This window comes from Halobacillus locisalis (assembly GCF_013694105.1).
GTDB lineage: Bacteria > Bacillota > Bacilli > Bacillales > Halobacillaceae > Halobacillus > Halobacillus locisalis.
Map to the genome: position 1 here is coordinate 24,947 of NZ_JACEFG010000005.1, position 24,698 is coordinate 49,644.

34 protein-coding genes are annotated in these 24,698 nt (G+C 37.4%); 27 read left to right on the forward strand and 7 right to left on the reverse strand.

From position 1 onward, the window contains the following. Window positions 1–8 precede the first annotated feature (8 nt). The 15 genes from H0266_RS18310 to H0266_RS18380 all read left to right on the forward strand — a co-directional run bounded on the left by H0266_RS18310 (window position 9) and on the right by H0266_RS18380 (window position 10,665). Window positions 9–2,675: a hypothetical protein gene (locus H0266_RS18310; RefSeq protein WP_181473897.1), complete on the forward strand. Its 2,667-nt coding sequence runs from the start codon at window positions 9–11 to the stop codon at window positions 2,673–2,675. A 105-nt stretch (window positions 2,676–2,780) separates the two neighbouring features. Beyond that, entirely contained in the window at window positions 2,781–2,957 is a 177-nt protein-coding gene (locus tag H0266_RS18315; protein ID WP_181473898.1) for a hypothetical protein, read from the forward strand. Between the two features lie 399 nt (window positions 2,958–3,356). Next, window positions 3,357–4,091, forward strand: a complete 735-nt coding sequence (locus H0266_RS18320) for an ERF family protein (RefSeq protein WP_181473899.1) — start codon at window positions 3,357–3,359, stop codon at window positions 4,089–4,091. 19 nt (window positions 4,092–4,110) lie between these two features. After that, window positions 4,111–4,482: a hypothetical protein gene (locus tag H0266_RS18325; protein WP_181473900.1), complete on the forward strand. Its 372-nt coding sequence runs from the start codon at window positions 4,111–4,113 to the stop codon at window positions 4,480–4,482. A 193-nt stretch (window positions 4,483–4,675) separates the two neighbouring features. Continuing rightward, on the forward strand, window positions 4,676–5,134 hold the full coding sequence (locus tag H0266_RS18330) for a hypothetical protein (RefSeq protein ID WP_181473901.1): 459 nt from the start codon (window positions 4,676–4,678) through the stop codon (window positions 5,132–5,134). A 20-nt stretch (window positions 5,135–5,154) separates the two neighbouring features. After that, window positions 5,155–5,640: a single-stranded DNA-binding protein gene (locus H0266_RS18335; RefSeq protein WP_181473902.1), complete on the forward strand. Its 486-nt coding sequence runs from the start codon at window positions 5,155–5,157 to the stop codon at window positions 5,638–5,640. Between the two features lie 12 nt (window positions 5,641–5,652). Further along, window positions 5,653–6,411 carry a RecB family exonuclease gene (locus tag H0266_RS18340; protein WP_181473903.1) on the forward strand — a complete coding sequence of 253 codons (759 nt, stop codon included), beginning with the start codon at window positions 5,653–5,655 and terminating at the stop codon, window positions 6,409–6,411. Continuing rightward, entirely contained in the window at window positions 6,392–6,724 is a 333-nt protein-coding gene (locus tag H0266_RS18345) for a hypothetical protein (RefSeq protein WP_181473904.1), read from the forward strand. Before H0266_RS18340 ends, H0266_RS18345 begins: the two co-directional genes overlap by 20 nt. Beyond that, entirely contained in the window at window positions 6,724–7,101 is a 378-nt protein-coding gene (locus H0266_RS18350; RefSeq protein WP_181473905.1) for a hypothetical protein, read from the forward strand. The genes H0266_RS18345 and H0266_RS18350 overlap by 1 nt, the downstream gene beginning before the upstream one ends. A gap of 114 nt (window positions 7,102–7,215) precedes the next feature. Then, window positions 7,216–7,980 (forward strand): hypothetical protein, encoded by a 765-nt coding sequence (locus H0266_RS18355; protein WP_181473906.1) that lies wholly within the window; start codon window positions 7,216–7,218, stop codon window positions 7,978–7,980. 14 nt (window positions 7,981–7,994) lie between these two features. After that, window positions 7,995–8,360, forward strand: coding sequence for a hypothetical protein (locus H0266_RS18360; RefSeq protein ID WP_181473907.1), 366 nt, complete (start codon window positions 7,995–7,997; stop codon window positions 8,358–8,360). 12 nt (window positions 8,361–8,372) lie between these two features. After that, window positions 8,373–8,711, forward strand: coding sequence for a hypothetical protein (locus H0266_RS18365; protein WP_181473908.1), 339 nt, complete (start codon window positions 8,373–8,375; stop codon window positions 8,709–8,711). Window positions 8,712–8,783: 72 nt separating this feature from the next. Continuing rightward, entirely contained in the window at window positions 8,784–9,779 is a 996-nt protein-coding gene (locus tag H0266_RS18370; RefSeq protein ID WP_181473909.1) for a DNA cytosine methyltransferase, read from the forward strand. Window positions 9,780–9,945: 166 nt separating this feature from the next. Then, window positions 9,946–10,227, forward strand: coding sequence for an AbrB/MazE/SpoVT family DNA-binding domain-containing protein (locus tag H0266_RS18375; protein ID WP_181473910.1), 282 nt, complete (start codon window positions 9,946–9,948; stop codon window positions 10,225–10,227). A gap of 18 nt (window positions 10,228–10,245) precedes the next feature. After that, window positions 10,246–10,665, forward strand: a complete 420-nt coding sequence (locus H0266_RS18380) for a type II toxin-antitoxin system death-on-curing family toxin (protein WP_181473911.1) — start codon at window positions 10,246–10,248, stop codon at window positions 10,663–10,665. Window positions 10,666–10,736: 71 nt separating this feature from the next. On the opposite strand, the gene H0266_RS18385 is transcribed toward H0266_RS18380, so the two are convergent. From H0266_RS18385 to H0266_RS18395, 3 genes are all read right to left on the reverse strand, one after another. Next, window positions 10,737–11,120, reverse strand: coding sequence for a hypothetical protein (locus tag H0266_RS18385; protein WP_181473912.1), 384 nt, complete (start codon window positions 11,118–11,120; stop codon window positions 10,737–10,739). A 61-nt stretch (window positions 11,121–11,181) separates the two neighbouring features. Beyond that, window positions 11,182–11,442 (reverse strand): hypothetical protein, encoded by a 261-nt coding sequence (locus H0266_RS18390; RefSeq protein ID WP_181473913.1) that lies wholly within the window; start codon window positions 11,440–11,442, stop codon window positions 11,182–11,184. Window positions 11,443–11,474: 32 nt separating this feature from the next. Beyond that, complete coding sequence (locus H0266_RS18395; RefSeq protein ID WP_181473914.1) at window positions 11,475–11,957, reverse strand: hypothetical protein; 483 nt, start codon at window positions 11,955–11,957, stop codon at window positions 11,475–11,477. Window positions 11,958–12,410: 453 nt separating this feature from the next. Between H0266_RS18395 and H0266_RS18400 the strand changes: the two genes are divergently transcribed. The 8 genes from H0266_RS18400 (at window position 12,411) to H0266_RS18430 (ending at window position 15,725) form a co-directional block, all read left to right on the forward strand. After that, complete coding sequence (locus H0266_RS18400; protein ID WP_181473915.1) at window positions 12,411–12,803, forward strand: DUF3846 domain-containing protein; 393 nt, start codon at window positions 12,411–12,413, stop codon at window positions 12,801–12,803. Next, window positions 12,800–12,994 (forward strand): hypothetical protein, encoded by a 195-nt coding sequence (locus tag H0266_RS18405; RefSeq protein WP_181473916.1) that lies wholly within the window; start codon window positions 12,800–12,802, stop codon window positions 12,992–12,994. Before H0266_RS18400 ends, H0266_RS18405 begins: the two co-directional genes overlap by 4 nt. Before the next feature lie 46 nt (window positions 12,995–13,040). Then, complete coding sequence (locus H0266_RS18410) at window positions 13,041–13,523, forward strand: hypothetical protein (RefSeq protein WP_181473917.1); 483 nt, start codon at window positions 13,041–13,043, stop codon at window positions 13,521–13,523. Window positions 13,524–13,596: 73 nt separating this feature from the next. Beyond that, window positions 13,597–13,986: a hypothetical protein gene (locus H0266_RS18415; protein ID WP_181473918.1), complete on the forward strand. Its 390-nt coding sequence runs from the start codon at window positions 13,597–13,599 to the stop codon at window positions 13,984–13,986. Window positions 13,987–14,081: 95 nt separating this feature from the next. Continuing rightward, window positions 14,082–14,393, forward strand: coding sequence for a hypothetical protein (locus tag H0266_RS18420; protein ID WP_181473919.1), 312 nt, complete (start codon window positions 14,082–14,084; stop codon window positions 14,391–14,393). Window positions 14,394–14,418: 25 nt separating this feature from the next. Continuing rightward, window positions 14,419–14,697, forward strand: a complete 279-nt coding sequence (locus H0266_RS18425) for a hypothetical protein (RefSeq protein WP_181473920.1) — start codon at window positions 14,419–14,421, stop codon at window positions 14,695–14,697. A gap of 60 nt (window positions 14,698–14,757) precedes the next feature. Beyond that, a complete protein-coding gene (locus H0266_RS19665; RefSeq protein WP_281374390.1) occupies window positions 14,758–14,883 on the forward strand; it encodes a hypothetical protein in 126 nt (41 codons plus the stop codon). A 203-nt stretch (window positions 14,884–15,086) separates the two neighbouring features. Then, the gene (locus H0266_RS18430; protein WP_181473921.1) at window positions 15,087–15,725 is read left to right on the forward strand and encodes a hypothetical protein; all 639 of its coding nucleotides are present in this window, start codon (window positions 15,087–15,089) and stop codon (window positions 15,723–15,725) included. 74 nt (window positions 15,726–15,799) lie between these two features. On the opposite strand, the gene H0266_RS18435 is transcribed toward H0266_RS18430, so the two are convergent. Next, window positions 15,800–16,444, reverse strand: coding sequence for a recombinase family protein (locus tag H0266_RS18435; RefSeq protein ID WP_181473922.1), 645 nt, complete (start codon window positions 16,442–16,444; stop codon window positions 15,800–15,802). Window positions 16,445–16,728: 284 nt separating this feature from the next. Beyond that, a complete protein-coding gene (locus H0266_RS18440; RefSeq protein ID WP_181473923.1) occupies window positions 16,729–17,130 on the reverse strand; it encodes a hypothetical protein in 402 nt (133 codons plus the stop codon). 123 nt (window positions 17,131–17,253) lie between these two features. On the opposite strand from H0266_RS18440, the gene H0266_RS18445 reads away from it, so the two are divergent. The 3 genes from H0266_RS18445 (at window position 17,254) to H0266_RS18455 (ending at window position 18,661) form a co-directional block, all read left to right on the forward strand. Then, window positions 17,254–17,412, forward strand: coding sequence for a hypothetical protein (locus H0266_RS18445; protein WP_181473924.1), 159 nt, complete (start codon window positions 17,254–17,256; stop codon window positions 17,410–17,412). Continuing rightward, on the forward strand, window positions 17,413–18,270 hold the full coding sequence (locus H0266_RS18450; RefSeq protein WP_181473925.1) for a DUF6710 family protein: 858 nt from the start codon (window positions 17,413–17,415) through the stop codon (window positions 18,268–18,270). Window positions 18,271–18,343: 73 nt separating this feature from the next. Continuing rightward, window positions 18,344–18,661 (forward strand): hypothetical protein, encoded by a 318-nt coding sequence (locus H0266_RS18455; RefSeq protein ID WP_181473926.1) that lies wholly within the window; start codon window positions 18,344–18,346, stop codon window positions 18,659–18,661. Window positions 18,662–18,932: 271 nt separating this feature from the next. Here the strand turns inward: H0266_RS18455 and H0266_RS18460 are convergent, their stop codons facing one another. Together H0266_RS18460 and H0266_RS18465 are read right to left on the reverse strand one after the other, a co-directional pair. Next, window positions 18,933–19,229 carry a hypothetical protein gene (locus tag H0266_RS18460; protein ID WP_181473927.1) on the reverse strand — a complete coding sequence of 99 codons (297 nt, stop codon included), beginning with the start codon at window positions 19,227–19,229 and terminating at the stop codon, window positions 18,933–18,935. Window positions 19,230–19,442: 213 nt separating this feature from the next. Further along, on the reverse strand, window positions 19,443–20,600 hold the full coding sequence (locus tag H0266_RS18465) for a replication initiation protein (RefSeq protein WP_181473928.1): 1,158 nt from the start codon (window positions 20,598–20,600) through the stop codon (window positions 19,443–19,445). A gap of 905 nt (window positions 20,601–21,505) precedes the next feature. On the opposite strand from H0266_RS18465, the gene cas9 reads away from it, so the two are divergent. Next, a complete protein-coding gene (gene cas9 / locus H0266_RS18470) occupies window positions 21,506–24,619 on the forward strand; it encodes a type II CRISPR RNA-guided endonuclease Cas9 (protein WP_181473929.1) in 3,114 nt (1,037 codons plus the stop codon). The last annotated feature ends 79 nt before the right edge of the window (window positions 24,620–24,698 follow it).

A 24,698-nucleotide genomic window follows, 5' to 3' on the forward strand; every position in this document is an offset into this window, starting at 1 on the left:
ATGGATAAATGAAAACAGTTTTAAACCGTTCAGTATTATTTAAGCTATTCCTGGTGTCGTGGTTTTTGCTTTCTCCAGTCCTCACACCAATAAGCCAACAAAGTGGTATGGGATACGGGGCCGATACAGTTCACGCAGCGTCTTATTATACTTATGGTGATCGAACAGAGTCGTTCAGCCAGTCAGGTACAAGAAGTCGTACTCGTACTGTAACCATTCCTGATATTTATGATGTGAATAGTATAAGAGCCGAGTATAAAGACTCAAGTGGTAACTGGAGGACGCATAGTAATGTGACTGCCAGTTACGACATCACTGGTGATAAGTTAACGATTAATGTTGAAAATAGAGGCTCTACAAGCCAGTATGCTGATCGTGATTCTTATTATGATTCCAGAAAATACAGAAAGTCTGCAAGTGATCACCGTGAGAGTTCTAGTAACTCCTTTCCTTCGTCGGTTAACTACTCTTCCAATGGATACTCAGGAAGACTATCTAAGAGTGGTAGTTCTTCAGTTAAAAGTGGTTCTGCTGCGGATAGTCGAACAGAAACAGATTCTAAAAGTGGACATGACCGAACTCACTTAGCATGTAGAGGTTCAACTGATGAGGACGGCAATTTTAGTGGGAAAATGAGGACAAAAAATACTTCTTATAATGGTACACCAAGCAGTGTTTCTTATAACTCAGGTGGATATTCGGGGACTCTTAGAGAAACTAGAACTAAATCGAGTTCTTTTGGTTCAAATGTAAGTGGAGATTCATGTGGAGATCCGTCCAGAACGCACACATATGGTGAAACATGGACTACTTATTATAGCGGAACTGTTAGTAAGCCTGATACACGAGTCTGGGAGCAAGACTACTCGGGTACGATCTACAAAGGTGGTACTTCATATCGTAATTATGAGTACGCTTATCGAGTGTTTATTGATTACGAGCGAAATGTTGATCCTATCATGAATCTACAATCGGGATTAGATAAGCAACGAGTTGCTGATTTCGAAGGTTTTAACTACATCAATGTAGACGGTAACATATATGATCAGGATGAAGATAATGCTAACAGAGCACCTTCTAACAGCCATTTTGACGTAAATATCAAGGCGGAGATATTGGGTACGGGCTATAGCAAGACGAAGACTGTACGAGAGCCTACCAGTTCCGAAGCCTTTAACATCAATTTTGATTTGTTCAATATGAACATTGAGAACGGCGAATACACCGTAAAAGTAACTGCTAGTGATGGAAGAGGGGGAACAGATACAGGGTCCTTTAATATTAAAATACGTGACTCCCTGTTTGATAACCAACACGTTTTGATCGATGACTTCGTTCAATTCCTTTACACGGTTGAAGACATAGAAAACGATAAAATTATTAAAGAACAGTTCATCTTCGGTCACGACCCTAAGCACTTTGAGTATTCTGATCGAGCGATTGGTGATGAAAGGGTGGAAAGGGTAGAGCCTTACGAACAAAGGTATAAGGGAATCATTCCAGAGGATAACCAATGGCTGGATGAACCTTTTGATTCCTTTAATCGCGTAGGCCATTATGAGATTCAGGGGAAAGCTCAAGACGAGCCAAAGCCAGATCCAAACTTTGAAGAGTTTAATTACTTCTCTAACAACACCCCATCTATGAATATATATGTCCATAGAAAGCCAGTTGCTGATATAGAGGCTTATGTGAATTATCAAAATGAGGTGATGGTCATAGATCGTAGCCTTGATTGGGATAGGTATTCTAAAGGTCAGCGAGGGATAGAGGTAAAAGATTTCTATTATAAGAGAGAATCAAGCTCTACTTGGTTGAGTGGCAAGCCCGATACTCTTGACCATAATAGGGATTGGGAAATCAGGGTGGATGTTGAAGACTTCCAAGGCGAACCCAATACTGATACTGCCAAGGTTGAAGTTGTCGGTACATTCCCTAACGTTCCGCCAATGGCTGACTTTATTTATTGTCGTTCTTTCCCTACAACTAGCGGAGACTGCGAAGATGAACCTTTCTATGTAGGTGATACTATGTCAGTTAAATCAAGAGCCTTTGATGATGATTTGGATCCACTCGATGTAACTTATGAGGTCATTGATCCAAATGGTGATGTGATTGAATCAAAAGAATATCGCGGGTTATTTGACTACTCTAAGGCTTCGTTTGAATTCGATGTTCCAGAAATAGCGGGTGAATACCAAATCGTACAAACTGTCGATGACGGTAATTTCTCAAATTGTGGAACATGCGAGATGAGACAGACCTTCGACGTAGAAGAACTTTCGATTTCAGGAAACGTAGGACATACCGATAAATGGAAGGCAGTGCATGAGAAGATGGATAATCCATCAGATGTCTTCTATTCTGGCGAGAAGTTCTTAGTTGATTCAGTCGTAACTGATCACCTTATAGATAACGTAACTGTCACGTTAAATGGAGAGCAGCTGACAGGTAACATGCTTACAATTAAGAAAGATATGCTGTCTAGTCACCCTAACTATTACAACGAGATTTACGATTACACTATGAGTGATCCAGAGCAAAGGTTGAAATATGAAGATGTAACATTCACGTTTGAGGCAACTTGGGAAAATGGTGTAATCCGGTCAGACGTTGTAACTGTAGAAGTCATAGACTCTGCGATTAACGTATATGATCTACATCGAACCAAGTAAGGAGGGGGCATCGGGCTTCCTCCTTTTTTGTTAGGAATACATTTAAGGTATTGTTCAAATGTATTTGGTAATAGGTAACTATGGTATAATAGGTTAAAGGATTGAATGGAGAAAGGTGATATCATGGCTGAAGAAAAGAAGGACACACAAGTCGTCAATATCAAGCTTGATAGAGCGCTTTGGAAGCAAGTCGGGATCAAGAGTATTGAACTTGATGAAGATAAGAAAGACTTCACTGAAAAGGCTCTAAGGGAAAGGCTAGAACGCTTGAATAAAGAATAATTAGTAAATTTTCTTGCATTTGTGAACAGATTGCCGTTATAATAAGGTCATATTTACTAGTTATTGAGCTCTTTTTCAACGAGCAGTTGTCGCATTTCCGTTAGCAGGAAAAGAACAACACAGTTATTCTTCTCAAGTCCTTAGTGGCTGAGCGTAGTTTGAAGCTACAAAAACATTTATGGGTATACACTGTTTTCAGTGACAAAAAATTTAATGATTGTGATATATGAAAAGACTATTGTATTCATTTCTCTGTAGAGAAGTGTCTAAACGATAGTCTTTTTTTTATATAAAAAATACTTTGAAAGGGTGATGCTTATTCACATTTAAAACGCTTATTAGACAAGCAGTAAGAAAGAGGTTTCAAATTCAAATTAATTTAAAAGGGGGTTTTGTGCTATGTCACAAAACAATGAGAACGGTAAAACGATGGAAAGAAAACAGATTCACAGTGCTTTGGTAAAGGCTATTGGAGAAATGAGTAATCCTGCATTATCTGCGGATAATCCTTTCTTTAAGAGTAAGTACGTGCCTTTATCAGATATCTTGGAGTTAGCGCGTCCTATTCTTGCAAAGCAAGGGATCGCTATTCTTCAAACTCCTTCTGTTCGTTATGAACAACAACAAGGCAATAATACTCAAGTAGCTGTAGTGAAGATTTGTACTACAATCATTCACGATAGCGGGGAAACCATTGAGATTGAGCCATTTGAATTGAAGGCTGATAAACCAACACCTCAGAGTATTGGTTCAGCTATCACTTATGGACGACGTTACAACATTACATCAATTCTTGGAATCGCAGGAGCTGATGATGATGGAAACGTTACTGAACAAGGTAATGGCCAGTCGCAGCCACAGGATAATCAACAACCGCAACAGCCTCCACAAACAGCGATCTCTAGTGTTGAAGCTAAAATCATCTCAGCTGTAGATGATGCTTCACCACAAGGGAAGGAATACGTAAAAGTAACGCTGGAGAAAGGCTCTAAGAAGTTGCAGGTGATTGCGATTGAACCTGACATGATGGATAAATCTCTAAAACTGGAACAAAATTCAGTAGAAAAATTCCATTTAAAACAGGAACAAGGCATCAATTATCTAGTCGGTATCGGTGAACACGTCCAACAATAAGTGATAAGGGGGAGCAGAGATGAATCCTAAAAACCTAAATGTTCAGGCTACAACATGTTTTGAGCTAAGAGGAGTCTTTTTAGTCTCCCTCTTTCCATCAATTACTAAGGGGTTTACTCCTGTTGTATGCGGAGAAGAAAAGGACACAGGTAAAGCGAAAGTTATTCATTCATGTTTGATTTGCAAAGCATATGGTCATCAAAACTGTCCATATGTCCAGGAGGCAATTCGGATGTTCATGATCCACAAGAAGAAAAAATTCCGTGCCTACTCAATTAAGCAATACAACATTGAATGGAAGAATCTTATAAAACTTCCGCAAATTCCTGTACCGTCCCTTTCAAAACCGAAGCCTGTGGAGAAGGTGAAAGAATATGAATACTCTTCCTAATATATTGGAACTGGCTCAAGCTCACTCTTTAGAGTTTGATCCTAAGACTTTTAATAAAAAGGAAGCAAGAACGAAGTGTCCGTTTTGTATGGAAGACTCAAATCGCAACAATAAATACTACTTATCTTTAAATGAGCATAAGGGAGTATTTAAGTGTTGGGTTTGTAAGGAAAGCGGTGGAGTCCTCCGCTTTATGGCGTTGCTCGAAGGTAAATCAGAGCAAGAAGTCATTGAATCATTTCGTAAGAAAAGTGGTTCAGCTTATAAACGTCACCCTGCAGAGCGATTAACACGTCATCAATTAAGCCTTTTGGGTTACCCGAAAATCGATTGGATTGGTAATCGGAAGTATGACTATGAATTGTATAAAGCGTACCGAGAGAAGATCTACTTAGAATGGAAACATTATGTCCAAAGACAGAAAGTGTTTGCTTATAAGCAACTTTTTGTAGGACTGATAAGTGGGAGTCTCAAGGAGGCTATTGAAAAAATTGAGGAGCTTGAAAGGGAGCTGCATGAGTCTTTTAAAGACGAACTGCTCGAAATCCTGTTCCAAGATAGTAAAGAAGAGCAATACGTTGAACTGGAAGAAGTGGCAGTCGAAATGGCTGGCATTACGCATCCTTACAATACATTGCTCATAAAACATTAAAATTCAGGGAGAGATTAGATATGTTGAATAGCTGTACTTTTGCAGGAAGACTGGCAAGTGATATTGATTTGCGTTATACACCTAATGGAAAGGCTGTTGCTAACTTTCGTCTAGCTATTACCCGCCCGATCCCAGATCAGAACGGGGAACGACCTGCTGACTTTATCCAATGTGTAGTATGGAGTAAAACAGCAGAGAACATGGCGAATATCCTTTCATCTGGCGATACCATTGGATTCGATGCTCGTGTACAAACACGCTCGTATGAGAATGATGCAGGTAAAAGGATCTTTGTTACTGAGTTTGTTGTTCATGGTTTTCCGACCTTCTTCAAGGTTAAGAAGTGGAACGAAAACAATAATGACAACAACAGCAGTAATAATAGCAATAACAATTTCAATAGTAATAACAATAACAATAATAAAAACAGTAACACAGGTTCTAATCATGATCCGTTTAGTGACGGTGGAGACGTAGATCTTGATGATGACAACCTTCCGTTTTAAGGAGGTCTTGTCATGCAGACGTTCTCTTATAGTCGCTTGAAGCTTTATGAAACCTGTCCTCAGCGTTTTTTCTATAAATACGTTAAGGGCATGCAAGAAGAAGTCACTAGACCTCTTGCTTTAGGTAAAGCTGTACACAAAGCGATTGAATGTTTACTAAATGGTTTTAGTGTAGACGAATCTGTAGCGAATGGAATCATAGATGTGAACTTTCATGAAGAAGTATCCCGTGAGGATATTTTGTATTTTCTTGAGAGGACACCATTTGGGAATCTAAGAGGGGAAACGGAGTTGCACTTCCGTACCCCTCTTTTTGATTATGAAAATTCACCAGAAATACAGGGTTTTCTTGATCTATGGGATAGAGCAAACAATAGAATCACCGATTTTAAAACTAACTATAAGCCCTATCATATAGAGGATAATTACCAACTTGCTCTATATGCTTGGGCTATGAAGAAAGTAAATAATCTGGAAGGTGATGTTAAAGGCTCTCTCTTGTTTTTAAGACAAAGAGGTGTCAGCAGCACTACGTTTACAGAAGCGAAGATGAATGAGGCAGTCACATGGGCTAGGAACCTTGTAAACGAAATTCGTTTTAAATTAGAGCTCTTAGAGTTCGATTCTACAAAACAAAACGAGTTGTTTCCATACAAGCCGTCTATTCAATGTGAACACTGTCCATTCGCTTATAAATGCTTTCGTGACAACCCTTATCCAGTTAAAAATACGATAATAGGAGAGATTAATTATGATGAAAACAATGACTGAAGGTACTCAAACAATAATGACTGAAACAATGAATAGGAAGGATATTGTGGTCAATCGTTTAAAAAAGGCTGATATCACACGCCTTACTGTTACTTACAGAGACTCTGCTAAAGGAACAGGAGTTATTGAGTACAATAATGGCGTGTTCTATCGCTTTATTATGATTGATGGCGATCCTCAACTTAGTAAGTTGGAGAAGGTTCCCTTTGGCCACGTGATGCTGATTCTTGATTTGATTAGAAAAGGTCGCTATACCGCTATTAGCTATCTCATGTTCAACAATAGAAGTGTTGTAGAAATGGGGTGGGCGTAATGGCAACAGAAACAAAAGTGGATCTATCTAACCTAACTGAAGAAGACGCTAAAATAATCGCGAATGAAATTGTGCGGTTAGACGCGGTTGTAAAGGATATGAAGAAGAAATTAAAGGGGTATGTCGAGGAAAATGGAGCTCTTGAAACACAACACGTGAAGTGGGACTTCAATGACAGTATCTCTTATAAATGGAATGATTCTGAGAAACTTAAAGAATTCTTAAAGAACACTGTGATTGATGGTCTGGTTGCGGACCCGTACTCACTTGTGACCATTAATAAAACAGAGCTGAATAAGCTTGAAATTGATGAATCATACATTAGTAGTTTCGCAGAGAAGAAAGTAACGAAAACATTTAAAAGTACGAAACTGTAATGACAGTAAATAAAGACAGGTACAGGGCAATGTCTCTGTTCCTGTCTTTTTTGCTTCTTATAGAATTTTTAAGATTGGTTTCAAATTCAAATTAATTTAAAAGGGGACGGTCATATGACTGCAAATGAAATGGTGTTACAAGGAATTTCAGAAAATACAACTCAGGTGGAGAGAAGAGTAAATAAGTATGCTCAAGATGCTCTTTGGAACCAATCCTTAAGCATTGCCAATAAGGAAGAGGAATCGTATCAAAATCCTTTACTATTGCAAATGCAAGAGATTATCGAGACGCACGGAGAAATTCATCAGTATCAGTACAATGATCATGACTATGAATTTGTCCGTACACACCCAGACAATCAATTCTTGTGGGTCATTTCAGAAAGTGGTACAGACTTAATCAACCTGTCGAGTATTCGTCTCGATAGTAAGGGCACACCTTCATTCAGAAACTATGCTGAAGCGATTCTAAATGAATCTGGTGACCATGTTAAGGAAATCTACCACTACCATGGAAAAGGTCTAAAGAAATTGTCTCAGGGTGACGTTAGTAAGGTTCTTGATGCATACGAGCTATCCTTCTCTGAAAATCAACTGAAAAAACCAATGAGTATATGTCTCATGTATGACGTTAACTTAAGCATTCATGAGGTGTACTGGCAAAAGAATGAGGCCGTAGGAGAAGGAATTGATTCTTCTGATATAACAGATCCTGATGTCGTTGGATGTATTTTTGTGTCAGAAGGAGAATCGAACATTGTTGAAAGATTTGATATTTGGTTCGACGAAGAGGGCAATCACTACGTATGCCTACCTTCTTACGGCAATTCAGAGTTTGAACTTGATGACTACCTTATAGAAGATCTATTGATGGATTGAAGGAGGGTAACATCATGTTTATTAAGAAGAAATTCATTTCATTGCATACTTACAAACGTAAATCACCATTAATACGATCGGTATTAGGTTCATCTAAAAAAGTACAAATTGAAAGGGAATGGCTTGAGGAGCAGATTAAACCTCAAAGCTTGGATTCTTTCATGGATGAGTACACATTTGATGATTCTTGTTATTTGCATGAACAGTATGTGAAGAAAAGAGAAAGGTTATTGGATCGAAACAGGAATATTGTTTCACATCCAGCTGCGAACTTGGAGAAAATGAGCATCCGAGAATTAAGAGTAAGAGCTGAAGTATTAGAAAGCTCTTTTAAAGATATGTTTGGTGAGGCTCCAATAAAAAATAATAATCATAACTAGGAGAGTGAGCGTATGGGACGAGAAGAAAACTTTATCCAATTTAAAAGGTACTCTGATTTAAAGAAAGAATTGAAAAAGTATCAGTCTAGGGCTACGGAAGAGGATAAGGATTTGCTAGAGATTCGATTTGTAGATCGAGTAAATATTGACCTTCCTCCCTTTAAAAAAGGAGAATACCTAGCTGTTGTATCTGGAGAACGAAGTTATCAACGAACAGCCTTTGGTATTAAATCTTTTTTGAGAATTAGAAGGGTTAAGAAAATTGTTCCTATGGATGATGTTCCTATAGACATATTTCAAAATCACTTCGAAAGCTATTCTTTGGAAGAATTCATGAATTCAATTGACTGAATATAAGACTGAGAACTCCTCTTGTTATTAAGGGGAGTTCCTTTTTTAAATGAAAATTATGAGGTGACGGAAATGATAAAGATATTAGAATTGTTCGGTGGAATAGGATCACCAAGAAAGGCTCTCATTAACTTAGGTGTCGATCATAAGGCTATTGACTATGTTGAGATAGATGAGAAGGCTGTCAGAGCCTATAATGCTTTATACGACAACAAATACCAACCTCAAAGTGTTATTGATTATGACTTATGTCCAGACGTTTTGGTGCATGGTTCTCCTTGTCAGGATTTCAGCAGATCCGGTCAAAGGCTTGGTGGTAAAGATGAGGATAAAACTAGAAGTTCTCTTATGTGGGAAACGCTTCGCATCATTGAGAACATGGGAGTATGGAAACCTAAAACAATTATTTGGGAAAATGTGAAAGGGGTACTTGATAAGGACAATATCGATACCTTTAACAAGTATTTAAGGAAACTTAGTGATCTTGGATATACCAACAGCTTCAGTGTGTTAAATGCTATGGATTTTGGTGTCCCTCAAAGAAGAGAGCGTATTTTCATCATCTCCATGGCAGATGGAAGTAGCTTTGATTTCTCTAAATTGAGAACAAGGTCAACCAGGCATATAAGTGAGTTCTTAGAAAAAGATGTCACCGAGGAGAAGTACATGATCCAAGTGCCTAGTATGCTAAGCAGAATAGAAGAATTTAATCCTGGAACAGCTTCTAAATACCGCTATCTCGACGTAATAGAAGACAGCTGTTGGACAATTAGCACGAGACAAGATAGATGCCCCAATGCTGGAATTATCCGTCTGGATGGTCCGCAGTATAGGTATTTGACCGAAAGAGAGTGTTGGCGTCTTATGGGGTTTGAAGACTCAGATTATGAAGAGGTATTGAGGGAATACCCTACAAAGCCGAATAGAAAGAATGCCACCATTTATAAGTTAGCAGGCAATAGCATTGTAGTTCAGGTGTTGGAAGCAATATTCGAAGTCTTATTAGATAAGGATTTTGACAAAGACTACATTACGGAAGATTGCGGCCAACTACAGATGGTGTACTAATTACCCCAAACCGAATACTAAATGTGTCGGTTGAGGTAATATTTCCGTTTTGTTCGCTGTAAATAGGGGAAAATGTGTTAATATAGTCAATACAATCATAACTATATTGACAGGAAGGTTTAGATCTCCCTCTTCTTGTCTAGGATGGGAAGGAGACCGTTAAGAAATGAGTGTGAACACATTGGATAAAAACCATGAGAAGACTTACACGCGTAAAGTTAGCCAAGTTGGGAATAGTCTTTCCTTCAATATCCCTAAAGACCTCGTGGACTTGCTTAATATTACAAAGGGTGAGGAACTTCAAATCACTTATAATCAAGAAGAAGGTGGAATCATGGTTAAAAAAGCTAATCGGGTTCCAGAAGGAATTCGTCCAGAAATGTTGAAAGCTATGAATAGAGCAGTTGGGAAGTATGACGAAGCTCTTCGTAACTTAAAAGACAGGTAAGGTGGTTTTATTTGGGGAATGATCTATTTAACTGGGGAAGAAATAGAGTTCTTACATTACACGATTATGGAGTATTACAACGACTCTGATCAAGCTGGCATAAGATCAATTGAAGCCTTTGAATCAATGCTTGAAAGACCTAAGACGGAATTATTCGGAGAAGAACAATTCCCTACTGTCTTACACAAGGCTTGCTGTTACTTCCATTCAATCAGTAGGAGTGGTCATATTTTCCACAACGGAAATAAAAGGACTGCTCTAACGGTTCTTGAAACTTACCTGAATATGAACGGATATGAGCTTACTTTCTCTAATAAGCAAGCTGAAGATTTCACTGTTTATGTTGCTGAAGACGATAAGTTCAAGACGAATGACTGTATTGATTTTCTACTGGAAGAGCTATATGAGTTCGTTCAGCCAATGGGTGAAGAGTTGTAATCACGTAATGCAATGAAAATAAAATGATAGAAAAAAGGAGGAGCTGCTTTCTAAGTAGCTCCTCCTTTTCTTTATGAGTATTTGTTTGCTCTAATATAGAATGCCTGAACTAACGTTTTAATGAGATGTTCACTAGCAACCGATCCTAATACATCGTCCAAGCTAACCAAATGACCATTAAATAAAGACATCCCAAACTCAACCATTCTATTAGTAGAACCGGTTAGACCAGCGGTAGCAGGAATTAACACGTCATTCTCCTCATCATAACTCATTAAGTAAAACAGAGGATTATCCCCCACTTCGCTTAGATCATCAGGGAAACAATTGAAGATCTCAGGAACAGCAGCTATATAATAGTTGGCATCGTACTGTGGGTCCTTGCCAAATGTTCTGTTAAATTGGCTCAGCAAAGTATTTAAATTGCTGTTATGCTCTTCACTCGTAAAATACACGGTAATCATCTCCTATTGTATTAAATTGTGAATAACGGATAAAAGAGTTGCAGGGTACTACTCAGTCTACTGCTAGCTTTTCTTCAGATATAGAGTAATCAAACAAGCCACCATTTATTATTATTACTTCCCCTGATTCCTCGTGGGTGCATTCTACCCTGAAATCAAAACTCATATCCTTTTCAATCACTTCAGCTTCCCCTGCAGGCTCGGTTTCACAAATTTTAACTGCTGAATCAATAACAGTTTCGTTGACTTTGTTTATAATCATAAATCCGCCAATCATTAATACCATTGGAGGGATCAATAATAAGGCTTTCACTTCGCTCTCAACTCCCAGTACTCAGTCTTTTGTTAACTTGATTTAGATACCTGTACTCTGAACAAAAAGGCATAAACAGAATCCTCAAGTTCAAAGTGCTCTACAGGATCTACATCGGCAATAACTATTTGAGGTTTACGCTTGGATGCGAAAATGCTTTGAGTCATTTCCTCTAACTCATCTAGTTTCTTTTCAATAATTGAATCAATACTTGTGCCTTCAGGAACCTTTTCAAGTACCAGAACGTCCTTGATTGTTTTAGAATCAGTACCATATTTTCGGTTCTTTAGTAGCTCAAGTGCGAACACAACAGCCTTTTCATCTAATTCGCCTACAGGGAAGGATGGGCTGAGCATACCCGCGACCCCTCCGTTATAGACCATTTGCACCTTACTAACTTCAACAGGGGTCTCCCATTGTTCGTATCCTACAGCTACACGATACTCTGCGTTTTTCGGGTGACCGCCTCTTGCTGGAATAAAGATAGCCCTTGATGCTTCAAATACACGAGCCATTGTAAATCATCCTTTCACTATTAGTGTTACACCAATAGTAATACACTAATAGTTAAGTGTCAATATTTTTTAAAGGACATTGAATTATTGAACAGAGAAACGTATAATGAAAGCATATTTACTAGTTATTCGAGCTCTATTGAGCAGTTGTACCTCCATTCACAGGAGAATCAACACAGTTATTAAACTCATGTCCTTTGAGGCAGAGCGTGGTCATTAACAAACTACACAAAAATTCGAGTGGATTATTCAAAACCAAATAGATAGCGATATTTAAAAGGCGATTAGCGTCATTTCTGATTAGAAGTGGCTTCCTAATGGTCTTTTTTTGTATTTAAAAACAATTTTGAGGGGGTGATGAAAATGGAGTGATCAATTCAGTTGCAGAAATGGAACTGTCACGATTAAAGAAAGAGGTTTCAAATTCAAATTAATTTAAAAGGGGCTAGTAACATGCAAAAAACAATGAAGAAGGCTGGTAAAGGGTTAAGTATAGAGTTCAACTTAGATGAATCAAAGTTCAAAGAAAGTATCGTTGATATTCCTGCAGAAGCCGACTACAAGACTTATAACTCAATCATCGGTTCACAATCGATCGATATTGTGGAGTTCAATGAGCAGTACGACATTGTGGTGGATGACGAGGGGTTGCTAGTATCTCGTAACCCAATAATTAGAGTCCATACACCTTATGGAACAGTCGATCTAGCAGGGAAGCTACTATTCTTAAGACGTGTCGATACAGACGAAGGTATTTCCTCATCAGGTATGAATCCAGGTGAAGTTCTTGAATTGCTTTTCAAGTTGGATAGCAATATAGAGCTGATTGGAGTGTGTAACTTATGAGGTATGAGATTGTTGAAAAACTAGATGGATCCAAAATTAAGCAATGCCCCCAGTGTCAGCAAGATGTTTTGGGGATCAACACAGGGGCTTTTGGAGCATGGATTGAGTGCACGAATTGTTACAAAGATACTTATCTTCTTGAGTTCTCAACGCTTAATGCGCTTGAGGACCCTGTTGAACGTATCGGTTGAATTTGTGTATTTGAATGCAGTTAAAAACAATTAGGAGTGAGAGTTCATGCCTTTAAGTGCTTTGCAGCTGAAGCTGGCCAAGGAGTCATTGCATCAGTCGTATTTCATTAAAAGAATTGATTTAGAAGAATTGAGTGAGATGGAAGAAATGATAAAGAGTGTCCAGTCATATCACGAGATGAGCGATTATTGGCATCACTACTATCGTAAAGGGAAATTTCACTTATGCAACATCATCAAAGCGGTGGAAGAAGCAATCAAAAGCCCTTTGAAGATTGAGGAGAAGATGCCATTCAAAGTTGGCGATCCTGTAAACGTTCCTGCTGGCGATAGAAAAGAAAAGGCAATGGTACTCGGTATGGACGTAGAAAAAGAAATGTATCTAATTCGTCCAAAGCGAAGAAGAGCAGAGTCTTACTACATCGATGTGGGCTTGCTAATTGCCTTGAATAAGGAGAATTGGCAGGAAAAAAAGATGAGTGACTTTACTTTCGTCCAGACGGATTTGGCTGACTATCTTGAATTTTGAATACCTGATTAAGACAGAATTACTTTTAAAAATGATAATGGGAAAGGATTGATTAAATATGAAAGAACACTTTATGAAAAGACTGCAATACTTTGGGATAGATGGAATGGTGATTGGAATGGTTGTTCCTATCATTTGCTTGTTGGTCTTAAATTGGATCAATGGCATTGAGCACTTTGAAGCGATAAAAGAGATGATGACCGCAATTCATGTGGTCACATTTGTTCTTGCTTTTATCTCGGTAGTGGCGTTAGTTTGCAAGGCTGTTTTGAAGGATAACACTTCAACAGCATTTATGACTCTTGCAATCGGGACCTACATTATCCTTGTGACGTGTTCTGGACTAATGGAAGCAACCTTTGTTCAGATGTTGTTTGGAGAGCTATTCACTATTGTTTTGTACTTCTATATGTATAGCTATTTCAAGCAGTTGTTCGAGTTGAATGACGACATCTCTTTCTGAGCGTTTTTACACTTGAATATCATTGGACAACCACAAATCACATACTGTCAAAATGCAAAAGTACTAACTGAAAATTAATTAAGGGAGAGAAATATATGACTTATATTTTCCAGAAAAAGAACCTAATGATAATAGCGCCTCTATTGTATGTAGCCTTACTAGCGATAGCAATAAATGGTCAAGATCTATTAATTCAACCACAGCAATACACGATAGTTGAAGTGATCAATGACTCCAGTGCGTTAGTTGAAGATGGAAACGGTGACCAAGCAACAGTTTACTTCGATGATCGTCCGGTTTTTGACAACGATATTGAATGGGGAGGCTTCCCTGTCGAAGTAATATCTGGTGAGTGGCAAAACGAAGACCGTACAGTTCTGAAGAGTACATTGGATATTTGGGGATGAATTTGAAAGAAAGAAGGGTGTTTTTATGGAATCGATTGAACTAAACAAGCAGTTTGTTAAAGGAATATGGCTAGGGTTAGTGTTAGCTTTAATTTTGCTCTTAGCGGAGTCCACGGTTGTATTAACATTGTTAATAGCGGGGCTACCATTGCTTAAATTCGTCAAAACGAAAAAGCAATTTTCTGCCGAGGAAGATGAAACGGAGAAAGAAGAGTCCGTGCCAGAGAAGCTAGCTAGGAAGAAGTTCAAACTAATCAAACCCAAGAAATATAGAAGAACGACAAAAATTCGGCTAGTAGAATAAGAAAGAATAGATTAAGAGTGAAGAAACTGAATTGACACATACTGTGAAGGAGCGAGTAAAGTGAAAACGATAAACGAAGAACAAGAGATGTGGGAATGGTTAAGTGAAGACAATTGTTCTAAGTGTGGCGTCACTGAACTACCTAAAGACTACCCTTATCATCATTGTGAACAATGCAGAAGATAGATATGCAACTATATGAATAAAATATGTAACAAACCAAAAAGCAACTGATACCAAATCAGTTGCTTTTTTAATCCCTTTAAGGAATCTCTATTTGTTTTATACACATTCACTACTAATATATGTAATTACTGTGTAAAAAAATGTATGATGTATAAGATACGATGATTTCTTTGATAAATACCTCAGTGAATGGAGATATCCAAATGATCACAGGCTTTTTTCATACTTTACGATATTTGAAAACAAAAGCGTCGAATAAGGAAGACAACAAAAATACAATTACCTCAAAAACAGATGAAAATACAAGACCGAGGTTCAAGTTTAAAGAGAAAGATAACTGGAACCACAATATATATGACATAAAAAAGGAACAGTTCACAGGACTAGCTTCAGTAATCTATAATCTAGACGACCAATACCGTGACGAACTCTTTCTAAAGAAGCTAAACGAAGAAATTTTATGGGATGATGACAGTAGGTTCCACATAATAGGCTTTAATAGCTCATTTTGTTTGATAGATATGAAATCAGGGAGTAAGAGGTGGTTTAGTGAAGAAATTGATGCGAAAAATAGACTTAGATGGATAGATACATTGATTTATCAAGACACGGATTTACTGAAGTTCCTAAAGGAAACTTCTAACGAGTGGTACAATAACGATAAATCAAAGAGGTACTATATAAGGGCGAACGGAGTCGTGGACAGAAAAACACGCTGTTACATAGATTTACCTTCCAAAGATGATCAGCCTCTACTTGTATGTGAAGAAGGAGTATCGAGTTACGAGACAACTAAATTAATGGCACATTTATACAACTTAATTGAAGAAGGTGTAATTTAACTATGTATAGGAGAAGCTCTAATTTTGCTTCTCCTTCTTTTTTCGACGAGTTTCTTCATTATATTGTACCCTTATCATTCGCCCTTCTTTTCTTGCTTGTATTGCTTTATGATTTTATAGAATGTATTCTTCTTCAAATCTAACTTACTCATAAAATCTACAGCCGTTAATTGCTTCTCTTGATATGAGGGGTACTGTTCCTTTAACACTCGCAGCTGTTGTTTTGAAAGAGAGTCTAAAGAAATAGCTGGCCTCCCTAAATGCTTTCCCTCACGCCTCGCCTGTGCAATGCCTTCTTTTTGTCGTTTCTTCGTTTTCTTGAGCTCCTGTTCTGCTACATAAGCAAGTAGCGACAGGAACTGATCCTCCATCAGCTTACCTTGATCGCCCATCTGTTTGAATTTACGTGAGTTAAAGAGTTCTTCATTCTCCAGGACAATGATGTCGGCTTCAAGTTCTCTTGTGATGTACTTCCATTCCGCAATCACCTGATCGTAATTCCTACCTAACCGAGTGAACTCATCGATATAGATCAAGTCGCCTTCTCCAATTACTTTACGCAATATCTGATACTGAGGACGCTCGAAGTTACTACCAGTGAGTTTATCAATGAAAATACGTCTAGGTTCAATGCCGATCTCTTCAGTCATTTTATGAAACTGTCTTCCTTCATTTTGTTCCTTAGTCGATACTCTGATGTATCCATAAGTATTACCCAAAAACTCCACCTCTATTCTATGAATCAATGAAAATTTTGTAAAGATGATCATTGAACAATTTACTGTTCAATGTTAGTGTAAATGTACAGCATTTGTTTGTAAAGGTCATTGAACCATTTATGTACGTTTATAAAAATAATTATACACCTTTTTGGTAAATGCAAAAACAGGTCTACCAAGGGTTCGAGGGAAGAAGAAGATTTGTTTAAAAAGTTTACCTTTACAAACTCCTATAAAATGTAAATGACCACATCTCAATTTAGACATGGTCATTTACAATTGCACTATTCTTCTTTTTTCTTGGTAATCTTGTGTGTGATCATGGAGTAATGATTCTTCGTATGGACTTCATTTTTGAATTCTTTAGATTCGATTCGTTCAATTAATTTGGTCACTTCAGATGTAAGCGACTCAACCTGTTTTTCTAAGCCACTAATAATTTCTCGTTGCTTAGTAGCATTTTGTTCGTCAGTAAGCTCTGCTTGTTTTTTGCTCATTGTTATTTGAAACAAGGCAAATGCTAGACCAAGTACTGTTAATCCAACTCCAAAGAAAGTGGAGAAGTCTGTGGAGTCTGATGAATTTATAGCAGCCACAATAAAAAAACCTATACTTAATGGTACATAACAAATGGACAGAACAAATGTGATTGTCTCCCACACACGGATTCCTTTTTGTAATTTCAAGATTACACCACCTAATATCCAATTTATTCTTTATAACTCTATCAAACTATTTAAGAAAAGGGTAGGAAAGGCGAAAATACTATTGGAGGGGATACTATCGAAAGGAAAGAGCAAATCGAGCAGGTGAAGATGACTATGATTGAAGCGTACTTATTCCATGAAAAGAAGGCACAGTTCGTCTATCATCACGAAATAAGGACAAAGGAAATAAAAGTGCTTTATAATACGATGTTCGATGATTTCGATGAAATACTTAATCAACAGCGGGAAATGTCTAAGTAGATGGGTGAATACATGAACTTAACAAAGGCAGGAAGATGGTTACAAAGAGTTATAAGTGAATTTAGACAAATGACAAATAAAAGAGAACCAATCCCCATATCTCCCTCTGCAACAACCAAGCCTAAAATGTCAGAGAATCAGAGAGAGTTTCAAAACCTCATATTTAATGCCAAAGAGATCCTTGAAAGTGAGTTCCCACATAAGATATATGAGTACATATACTTGTTAGGAAAAGCTAGGCAGCATCAATTGATCACAAATTGTCTGAGAAAATCAGTTATTGAGAAGAGTTCAATCGATGATGTAGAAGATTTGTTTTTTTGGTCCCGAGCAGACATTGATTATTCTTTTCATTTATATGATGAAGCCGACCGACGCCTCAACTGGTTTACGGACGAGGAGTATATAGGGCTTTCAGAAATGAGATTAGATCCTAAAGATACATTAATCTTTCCATTAACGTGGAAGAGCAGAAAGTTACGTGATTGTATGCTTGAAATAGGGAGGGATATTGGTCAGCCTTGGGAATTTGACGATATGAACCACAATGTAAAATACGTTAAGCCATTGAATATTGGAGTTGTCATGAACGGTAACCACTCTATGGCCATCAATATCATTAGAAATGAATCTTCTGATGTTAAGGTCGAATCGATCCTTGATTTATCTCCTATATATGAAGAACTTTATACGGACGGGGAATATTTTTGGAAGAAGCAGTCAGGTGAAATGAAAGAACGCAAATTGGCTGAGGTCGATTCAATAGAAATGGCAGCTCTTTTCGAGATAGGTCGATTGATCAACGAGTATCATCCATTGACTAATCTACATGGTAAAGGGCGTTTAATGAATAAATAATGAACTATATATACGAAAGCTGTTTTGTTTCTTCATGGGGAAATGAACTTTAGGGAGGAAGAGTGAGAAAAGAATGATCTCAAAGCAAGATTTGAAAGGCTATTTAAGTGTTGCCATTAATAAGTATTTTGAAGTAACTCGTGAAGAGGGACAGGATAAAGGAAACAAGGAGTCTTATTATGTAGGGCAAATAGTAATACTATCTACATTATTTGGTTACTCGTGGGAGGAACATAAGTCAGAGGGAAACTTCGATGACTTTGTTTTTATGCTGATTGTGAGACTTTCATTAGAACACCAAGGGGTTCATATGAAGCCTGTTGAACGAACTAATCCTAAGGATGATCTACAGAGATTAGTTGAAGAGGTTCTAGTTCAGCTTAATAAATAGAATCCTGTTGTCACTGGCTTAATTCATTATGATTCATGTATATTGCAATATCTATAACAATATTAATATTGTTATTAATAGAAAGTGTGATGTTACCTATCCAGGCGAATGAGAACGTCGAAAATGTTAGGGTTCATGCAATCAACAAAGTCTGTAATAGAGGGGTGTTTCTGTATGAAACACCCCTGAAATTGAGGAACGTCGAAAATGTTAGGGTTAAGGTAGATAAATAATATATGTTGTTTGGTGAGAAGCTCTAAAGTCTGATTGGCTAGAGAGTTTCTTTTTTCTTTCTATCAAGTTTACTTTTTACGACATTCCATGTTCCCACTGATACTAAGCCAAGACCTAAAGCTCCAGCCCCTAAAACACTAAGATTTCTCGCTTCTTTTGAAGTGAAAGTATATCGTAAGCCCTCTGATAAATGCGGTCTAGTATACCCAGATCTTATTAAGTCATTTACCTTGTCGGGGGACATCAATATCCCCTCAACATATTGATAATCTTTAGAAATGAGTTCTCCACATTCCGCATCTGATATTAATTTTCCATTTTCTAACCAAGCCATATTTTCACCTCTTTTCGCGCAGGTATGTATTAGTTACGATACTTATCCAATTAAGTTTCGAAATAAAATGTATTAATACAATCCAAGCTAGATTTGGGTGCACAATTATATATTTCTATTTTACTATTAGTCATGTTGGCAACACTATATAAACAATATGCCATATACGAAGAAGACCTTATTTCCTCTACAGGAAACAAGGCCCTTTCCAATTTAACTATTCTTATCATGCTTCATACTCTTACCTGTTAACCTCTTCAGTTGTTCAGCTAACTCATTCGTATCAATGCTTTCATGAGTAGAAGCTGCAGCTTCATTTTCTCCAGTTTTTTGTTCTTCCTTTTGCTTGAACCAGTCTGGTATGACTTCACCAGTTTCCCATTCATATGGTTCCGCAATTTTTCCATCATCTAATTCTTTTGCGAATTCATTGATCTTCCAGACGACAAAACCAGGAGGGTTTTTCAAACTTTTTGTGTTAGCTGCTTCCTCCATAAGGTTATGCAAGGACTCTTGGTAACTATCCCCCCATATAGCATAGCTTTGAGCTAACCAATTCTTCATAGTCGACTTATTTACTTTTAAATAAAGCTTATTGGCTGTGATCATGAAGTTATCGACTATATCTTCATAGTTACTATCTTCTTCAATCGGGATTGGCTCTACTTTGATCTTATTGAGTTGTATTGAAAAAGTAATTGAGTGGTATTTACGTCCTTTTTTTATAGGTTCATATTCAAAGTAGATGTCAGTTTTTTCTCTCAGCTCTTTACTAGCAGGTTCTAATACCCTTTGACGAAAGTTTGCGAACTCTTTATATACTTCTACTGCTCCTACTTTTCTTCTTAGTTCATCAACTGTAAAAGTTACCACGCCAACATTTTCCCATTTTTTCAATAATTCATAGAAACGAATAGAGTATCCACTTTTCAATTCAAGAATATTCTCCAGTCTGTAACTCGTAAATTGATTCTTAAGCTGTAATAAGTAAGGTTTGAGACGAGGATCAAATGAAAAATCAATAGTGCCTTCTTGTGGACCCTCGTCTGGAGAGTATTCTGCACCTGATATCCAATGAGTCAGTAGCTTCTTGCCATCGGTCTTTTCAATTTCTATAACCTTTGACATTAGCTTTTTCAAGATATCACCTAACTCTGTGTATTTAGGTTGTTCTAAGCCCATCATTTTTGTAAACTCACGAATTGATACTCTGTAAATATGGAACTCTTCATCTCTAGGTTCAATTTGGCTGACAACGTATGCAATAAGCTTTTGTTCCCTTTTGGTTAATGGACTTCTGTATGTAGCCTCAATTAATTCGTTTGATTTCGTAACCCAGTTTCGTTCATTTGAAGATATATCTTTTAGCATCCCATTGACTCCTAACATGAGGTGTTCCGATGTTATGTTTTGTTGCTATTATAAATAATCTAAGGATTATTGTAAATCTAAATATATAGTGACATCGAAAATGTTAGGGTTATGTGTATTGAGATCCTTTCGAATACAGTCATTAAAGTGAAAGCGTCGAAAATGTTAGGGTTACGTGCGTTGAGAACCTTACAAATACAGTTTTCAATATGAAGACGTCGAAAATGTTAGGGTTAGCACCCAAAAAGTTATGGGAGAATCGAAAATGTTAGAGAAAGCGTCGAAAACGTTAGGGTTAGAGATCGAAGATGTAAGGTTAAACGTCGAAAATGTTAGGGTTAGAATCGAAGATGTAAGGTTAAACGTCGAAAATGTTAGGGTTAAGGTATATAAACCCTATGACACCAGTACTTCCAGAGTGCTTAAAACAAGTAAAACAGTTAAACAAAAAAACATTTGTAAAACACCAAAACAATTTGTCTGATGTTTAATACTATTTATTATTTCATCAGACATAATAGCCTTGCTAGAATTGTAGTCATACAAATGATTAGTAAAAATAGACCTCCCTATTAACCAGACAAGTGGGTGAGGGTAAAATCCATGCTAATACTCTCATTAAAACTAGAATAAATGTACAATTAAAAATGTATTTGTACCCACCTATCAATACTTATTGAAATATTTAGATAACAATGATATGATTAATTTGTCACAAACAACCGACGGGTTGTTATCTACCTGAAGCAACAGAATCTACTGAAACAAGGCCATAGTGCCGGATTTGATCCATAATGGATCCGAAAAACAAGGAGCTTATAACAAGTTCCTTGTTTTTTTATGCAAAATTATCAAAAAATTGTTAAAATATATCTAATACATGACAAATAAGGGAGCGTTTTGACATGAGTAATCCTCGCTACACGATTGGACTGGATGTCGGGATTGCATCAGTTGGATTCGGAGTCATCGATGAAGAACGAAATATTGTCGAAGCAGGTGTTCGGTTGTTTCCTGAAGCAGACAAAACAGAGAATGAAAGTAGAAGGACGAAAAGAAGCGCCAGAAGACTCAAAAGAAGAAGGTCTCATCGTAAAGAGCGGGTACAATGGCTTTTAGAGAGAAGTGAATTTCCTACATATTATAAAGGATATGAATCTCCCTATCATCTTCGCGTAAAAGGATTACGAGATAAATTAGATGAGGAGGAATTGTCAGCTTCTTTACTTCACCTCATTAAAAGAAGAGGGATACATAATGTTGATCATCAGGATGATGATCTCACTGGTGAGGACTCTCTATCGACCAAAGACCAGGTGAAACGGAATGCTCAAGCTCTAGAAGAGAGGTTTGTTTGTGAGCTTCAGTTGGAAAGGTTAGAGGAAGAAGGCGAGGTTCGGGGACATCGTAATCGTTTCAAAACGAGTGACTATGTGAAAGAAGCCACTACTCTTTTGAAGAAGCAACAGGAATTCCATGAAAAAATCTCTGACGATTTTATAGATGAGTTTATTCAACTGCTATCAAAACGCAGGGAGTATTATGAAGGTCCGGGCCTAGGCAGTCCTTATGGCTGGGAACAGGACACAAAGAAATGGTATGAACAGATGATGGGAAGATGCAGTTATTTCCCTGATGAGTTTAGATGTGTCAAAGCTTCTTATTCAGCTCAGCTTTACAATGCTTTGAATGATTTGAACAATTTGAGAATTAATAGGGAAGAGCCCAAGCTGACTACGGAAGAGAAGGAACGTCTGATAGAAAGCGTATTTAAAGGAAAGGGATCTATAACGCTTAAGAAAATTGCGAAAGAAATCAGTGTCAGTGAAGAAGATATAAAAGGTTCGCGAGTTAATGCTAGAGGAAAGCCAGAGTTCACCGAGCTTCAAACATATCATGATTTAAGAAAAGTCACCGAACACCCTGATACATTAAACCAAAAGCAAATGGATGATATAGCGGAGCGGCTTACTATGTGGCAGAATCCCGAAGAAAAGTTATCCGCCCTTGAAGAATTGGACACAGATCTACCAGCAGAAGTTTTACAAAAGATGAGTGAAGAACTCAATTACAGTGGAACACACGCTTTAAGTAAGAAAGCTATAGATTTGCTATTACCCGAATTATGGCATTCCAGTAAAAATCAAATGGAAATCTTCTCAGAACTTGGACTCAAACCTAAAAAAGTCGAGCTCAAAGGTCTTAGCACGATTCCTGATAATCATATCGAAGACATCATCTTGTCTCCAGTAGTTAAACGATCCTTCAAACAAGCCATTCGAGTCGTCAATGAGCTTATCAGAAAGTATGGCAATCCTCATTCTATCGTAGTGGAACTGGCAAGGGAGAAAAATAGCCAAGACAAGAAGAAATTCATTAATAAAATGCTTAAACAGCACGCTGCTCTAAATAAGCAGATCCGTGAAAAGCTGGATGAGCATGACCTGGATGCCAATCACAGTCATTTTGAGAAACTACGCTTATGGCACCTTCAGGACGGTCAATGTTTATACTCCCATAAAGCGATTCGTCTTGAAGACCTACTAGACAATCCGATGCATTATGAAGTTGATCATATTATTCCTCGTTCGGTTTCTTTTGATGATTCGCAGAAAAACAAAGTATTAGTACTCACAGAAGAGAATCAGAAGAAAGGGAATCGAACTCCGTTTCAATATTTATCTTCTGGGAGTGGGACTATTACTTATCAAGCGTTTAAAGCTCACGTCCTTCAATTGGCTAAATCCAGTGAAAAAATGCCGAGAAAGAAAAAAGATTACCTTTTGGAAGAAAGGAACATAACGAAATATGAAGTTCAAAAAGACTTTATCAATCGAAATCTAGTTGATACGAGATATGCGACCAGAGAGCTACTTAACCTTCTTCAATCTTACTTCCGTGAGAATGAGTCTGGTGTTAAGGTCAAATCCATCAACGGAGGTTTCACGAATTATCTACGGAAGATCTGGCGCTTCAGAAAAAATCGTGAAGAGGATTTCAAACACCATGCAGAGGATGCGTTGATTGTTGCCATGGCTGATTACTTGTTCGAGAGCCAAAAAGAGCTTAAAGAAGCAAACGCTATGATGACGAATCAAAAATCTGTAGATATGGAAACAGGAGAAATTCTTAATCAATCGTTTGGAGCACTATTCACGGATCAATTCTATAAGGTAGAAGCGATTAAAAGTTACGGCGATTATAAATATTCGCATCGAGTTGATCAAAAACCCAACAGACAATTGATGAACGATACAATTTATTCTACAAGAACGTTTGAAGGTGAAGAGTACACTGTAGGAAAGATAAAAGACCTGTATGACAAAGATAATGAAGATTTGAAGAAAAAATTAGATAAATCTCCTGAAGCCTTCTTAATGTACTCTAACGATCCGAAGACCTTCGAAAAGTTGAAAGTCATCATGAAACAATATGCTGATGCCAAAAATCCATTGGCAAAGCGACTTGAGGAAACAGGAGAGTACCTAACTAAGTACAGCAAAAAGGGGAACGGTCCTGTAGTCAAAGCAATTAAATATAGGCAGAAAAAATTGAATGTTCACAAGGACCTTTCTCATAAATATCACCCCAAGAATAAGAAGGTCGTCACTTTATCTCTTAAGCCTTACCGAATGGATGTGTTTGAAGATGAAGGGAAGTACAAGTTCCTTACTATTCGCTACGATGATTTAAACGAGTCAAAGATGGCTTATACTTTGGATGAACGACACTATGAGAATAAATTGCAGAAAAAAGGAATTAGTGATACAGCTGTTTTTTTATTTAGCCTTTATAAAAATAATGTGATCGAAATCAATGGAGAGAAGTTCAGGTTTGTTGGAGTCAACGACGATGACAAGAACAAAATCGAATGTAAACCAGTTCATACTCATGGAGATAAGAGAATAATGAAATATATCGGAAATAGCACAAAAGTGTTTCATAAATATAATGTGGATGTTCTCGGGAATGAGTATAAGAATCAAATAGAAAAGGCAAGATATGTGATTCCGAAATAACTTAAGGAGTTAGTGTATGAGCTGTAGTTTCAGGTAGATACGTGACCACTTATACCCTGACAAACAAATAGAAGCCGTT

Excerpts from the sequence above, each read along its gene's own strand:
- H0266_RS18310 (WP_181473897.1), top strand. The coding sequence starts at position 9 with ATGAAAACAGTTTTAAACCGTTCAGTATTATTTAAGCTATTCCTGGTG.
- H0266_RS18315 (WP_181473898.1), top strand. The coding sequence starts at position 2,781 with ATGGAGAAAGGTGATATCATGGCTGAAGAAAAGAAGGACACACAAGTC.
- H0266_RS18320 (WP_181473899.1), top strand. The coding sequence starts at position 3,357 with ATGTCACAAAACAATGAGAACGGTAAAACGATGGAAAGAAAACAGATT.
- H0266_RS18325 (WP_181473900.1), top strand. The coding sequence starts at position 4,111 with ATGAATCCTAAAAACCTAAATGTTCAGGCTACAACATGTTTTGAGCTA.
- H0266_RS18330 (WP_181473901.1), top strand. The coding sequence starts at position 4,676 with ATGGCGTTGCTCGAAGGTAAATCAGAGCAAGAAGTCATTGAATCATTT.
- H0266_RS18335 (WP_181473902.1), top strand. The coding sequence starts at position 5,155 with ATGTTGAATAGCTGTACTTTTGCAGGAAGACTGGCAAGTGATATTGAT.
- H0266_RS18340 (WP_181473903.1), top strand. The coding sequence starts at position 5,653 with ATGCAGACGTTCTCTTATAGTCGCTTGAAGCTTTATGAAACCTGTCCT.
- H0266_RS18345 (WP_181473904.1), top strand. The coding sequence starts at position 6,392 with ATGATGAAAACAATGACTGAAGGTACTCAAACAATAATGACTGAAACA.
- H0266_RS18350 (WP_181473905.1), top strand. The coding sequence starts at position 6,724 with ATGGCAACAGAAACAAAAGTGGATCTATCTAACCTAACTGAAGAAGAC.
- H0266_RS18355 (WP_181473906.1), top strand. The coding sequence starts at position 7,216 with ATGACTGCAAATGAAATGGTGTTACAAGGAATTTCAGAAAATACAACT.
- H0266_RS18360 (WP_181473907.1), top strand. The coding sequence starts at position 7,995 with ATGTTTATTAAGAAGAAATTCATTTCATTGCATACTTACAAACGTAAA.
- H0266_RS18365 (WP_181473908.1), top strand. The coding sequence starts at position 8,373 with ATGGGACGAGAAGAAAACTTTATCCAATTTAAAAGGTACTCTGATTTA.
- H0266_RS18370 (WP_181473909.1), top strand. The coding sequence starts at position 8,784 with ATGATAAAGATATTAGAATTGTTCGGTGGAATAGGATCACCAAGAAAG.
- H0266_RS18375 (WP_181473910.1), top strand. The coding sequence starts at position 9,946 with ATGAGTGTGAACACATTGGATAAAAACCATGAGAAGACTTACACGCGT.
- H0266_RS18380 (WP_181473911.1), top strand. The coding sequence starts at position 10,246 with ATGATCTATTTAACTGGGGAAGAAATAGAGTTCTTACATTACACGATT.
- H0266_RS18395 (WP_181473914.1), bottom strand. The coding sequence starts at position 11,957 with ATGGCTCGTGTATTTGAAGCATCAAGGGCTATCTTTATTCCAGCAAGA.
- H0266_RS18400 (WP_181473915.1), top strand. The coding sequence starts at position 12,411 with ATGCAAAAAACAATGAAGAAGGCTGGTAAAGGGTTAAGTATAGAGTTC.
- H0266_RS18405 (WP_181473916.1), top strand. The coding sequence starts at position 12,800 with ATGAGGTATGAGATTGTTGAAAAACTAGATGGATCCAAAATTAAGCAA.
- H0266_RS18410 (WP_181473917.1), top strand. The coding sequence starts at position 13,041 with ATGCCTTTAAGTGCTTTGCAGCTGAAGCTGGCCAAGGAGTCATTGCAT.
- H0266_RS18415 (WP_181473918.1), top strand. The coding sequence starts at position 13,597 with ATGAAAAGACTGCAATACTTTGGGATAGATGGAATGGTGATTGGAATG.
- H0266_RS18420 (WP_181473919.1), top strand. The coding sequence starts at position 14,082 with ATGACTTATATTTTCCAGAAAAAGAACCTAATGATAATAGCGCCTCTA.
- H0266_RS18425 (WP_181473920.1), top strand. The coding sequence starts at position 14,419 with ATGGAATCGATTGAACTAAACAAGCAGTTTGTTAAAGGAATATGGCTA.
- H0266_RS18430 (WP_181473921.1), top strand. The coding sequence starts at position 15,087 with ATGATCACAGGCTTTTTTCATACTTTACGATATTTGAAAACAAAAGCG.
- H0266_RS18450 (WP_181473925.1), top strand. The coding sequence starts at position 17,413 with ATGGGTGAATACATGAACTTAACAAAGGCAGGAAGATGGTTACAAAGA.
- H0266_RS18455 (WP_181473926.1), top strand. The coding sequence starts at position 18,344 with ATGATCTCAAAGCAAGATTTGAAAGGCTATTTAAGTGTTGCCATTAAT.
- H0266_RS18460 (WP_181473927.1), bottom strand. The coding sequence starts at position 19,229 with ATGGCTTGGTTAGAAAATGGAAAATTAATATCAGATGCGGAATGTGGA.
- H0266_RS18465 (WP_181473928.1), bottom strand. The coding sequence starts at position 20,600 with ATGCTAAAAGATATATCTTCAAATGAACGAAACTGGGTTACGAAATCA.
- cas9 (WP_181473929.1), top strand. The coding sequence starts at position 21,506 with ATGAGTAATCCTCGCTACACGATTGGACTGGATGTCGGGATTGCATCA.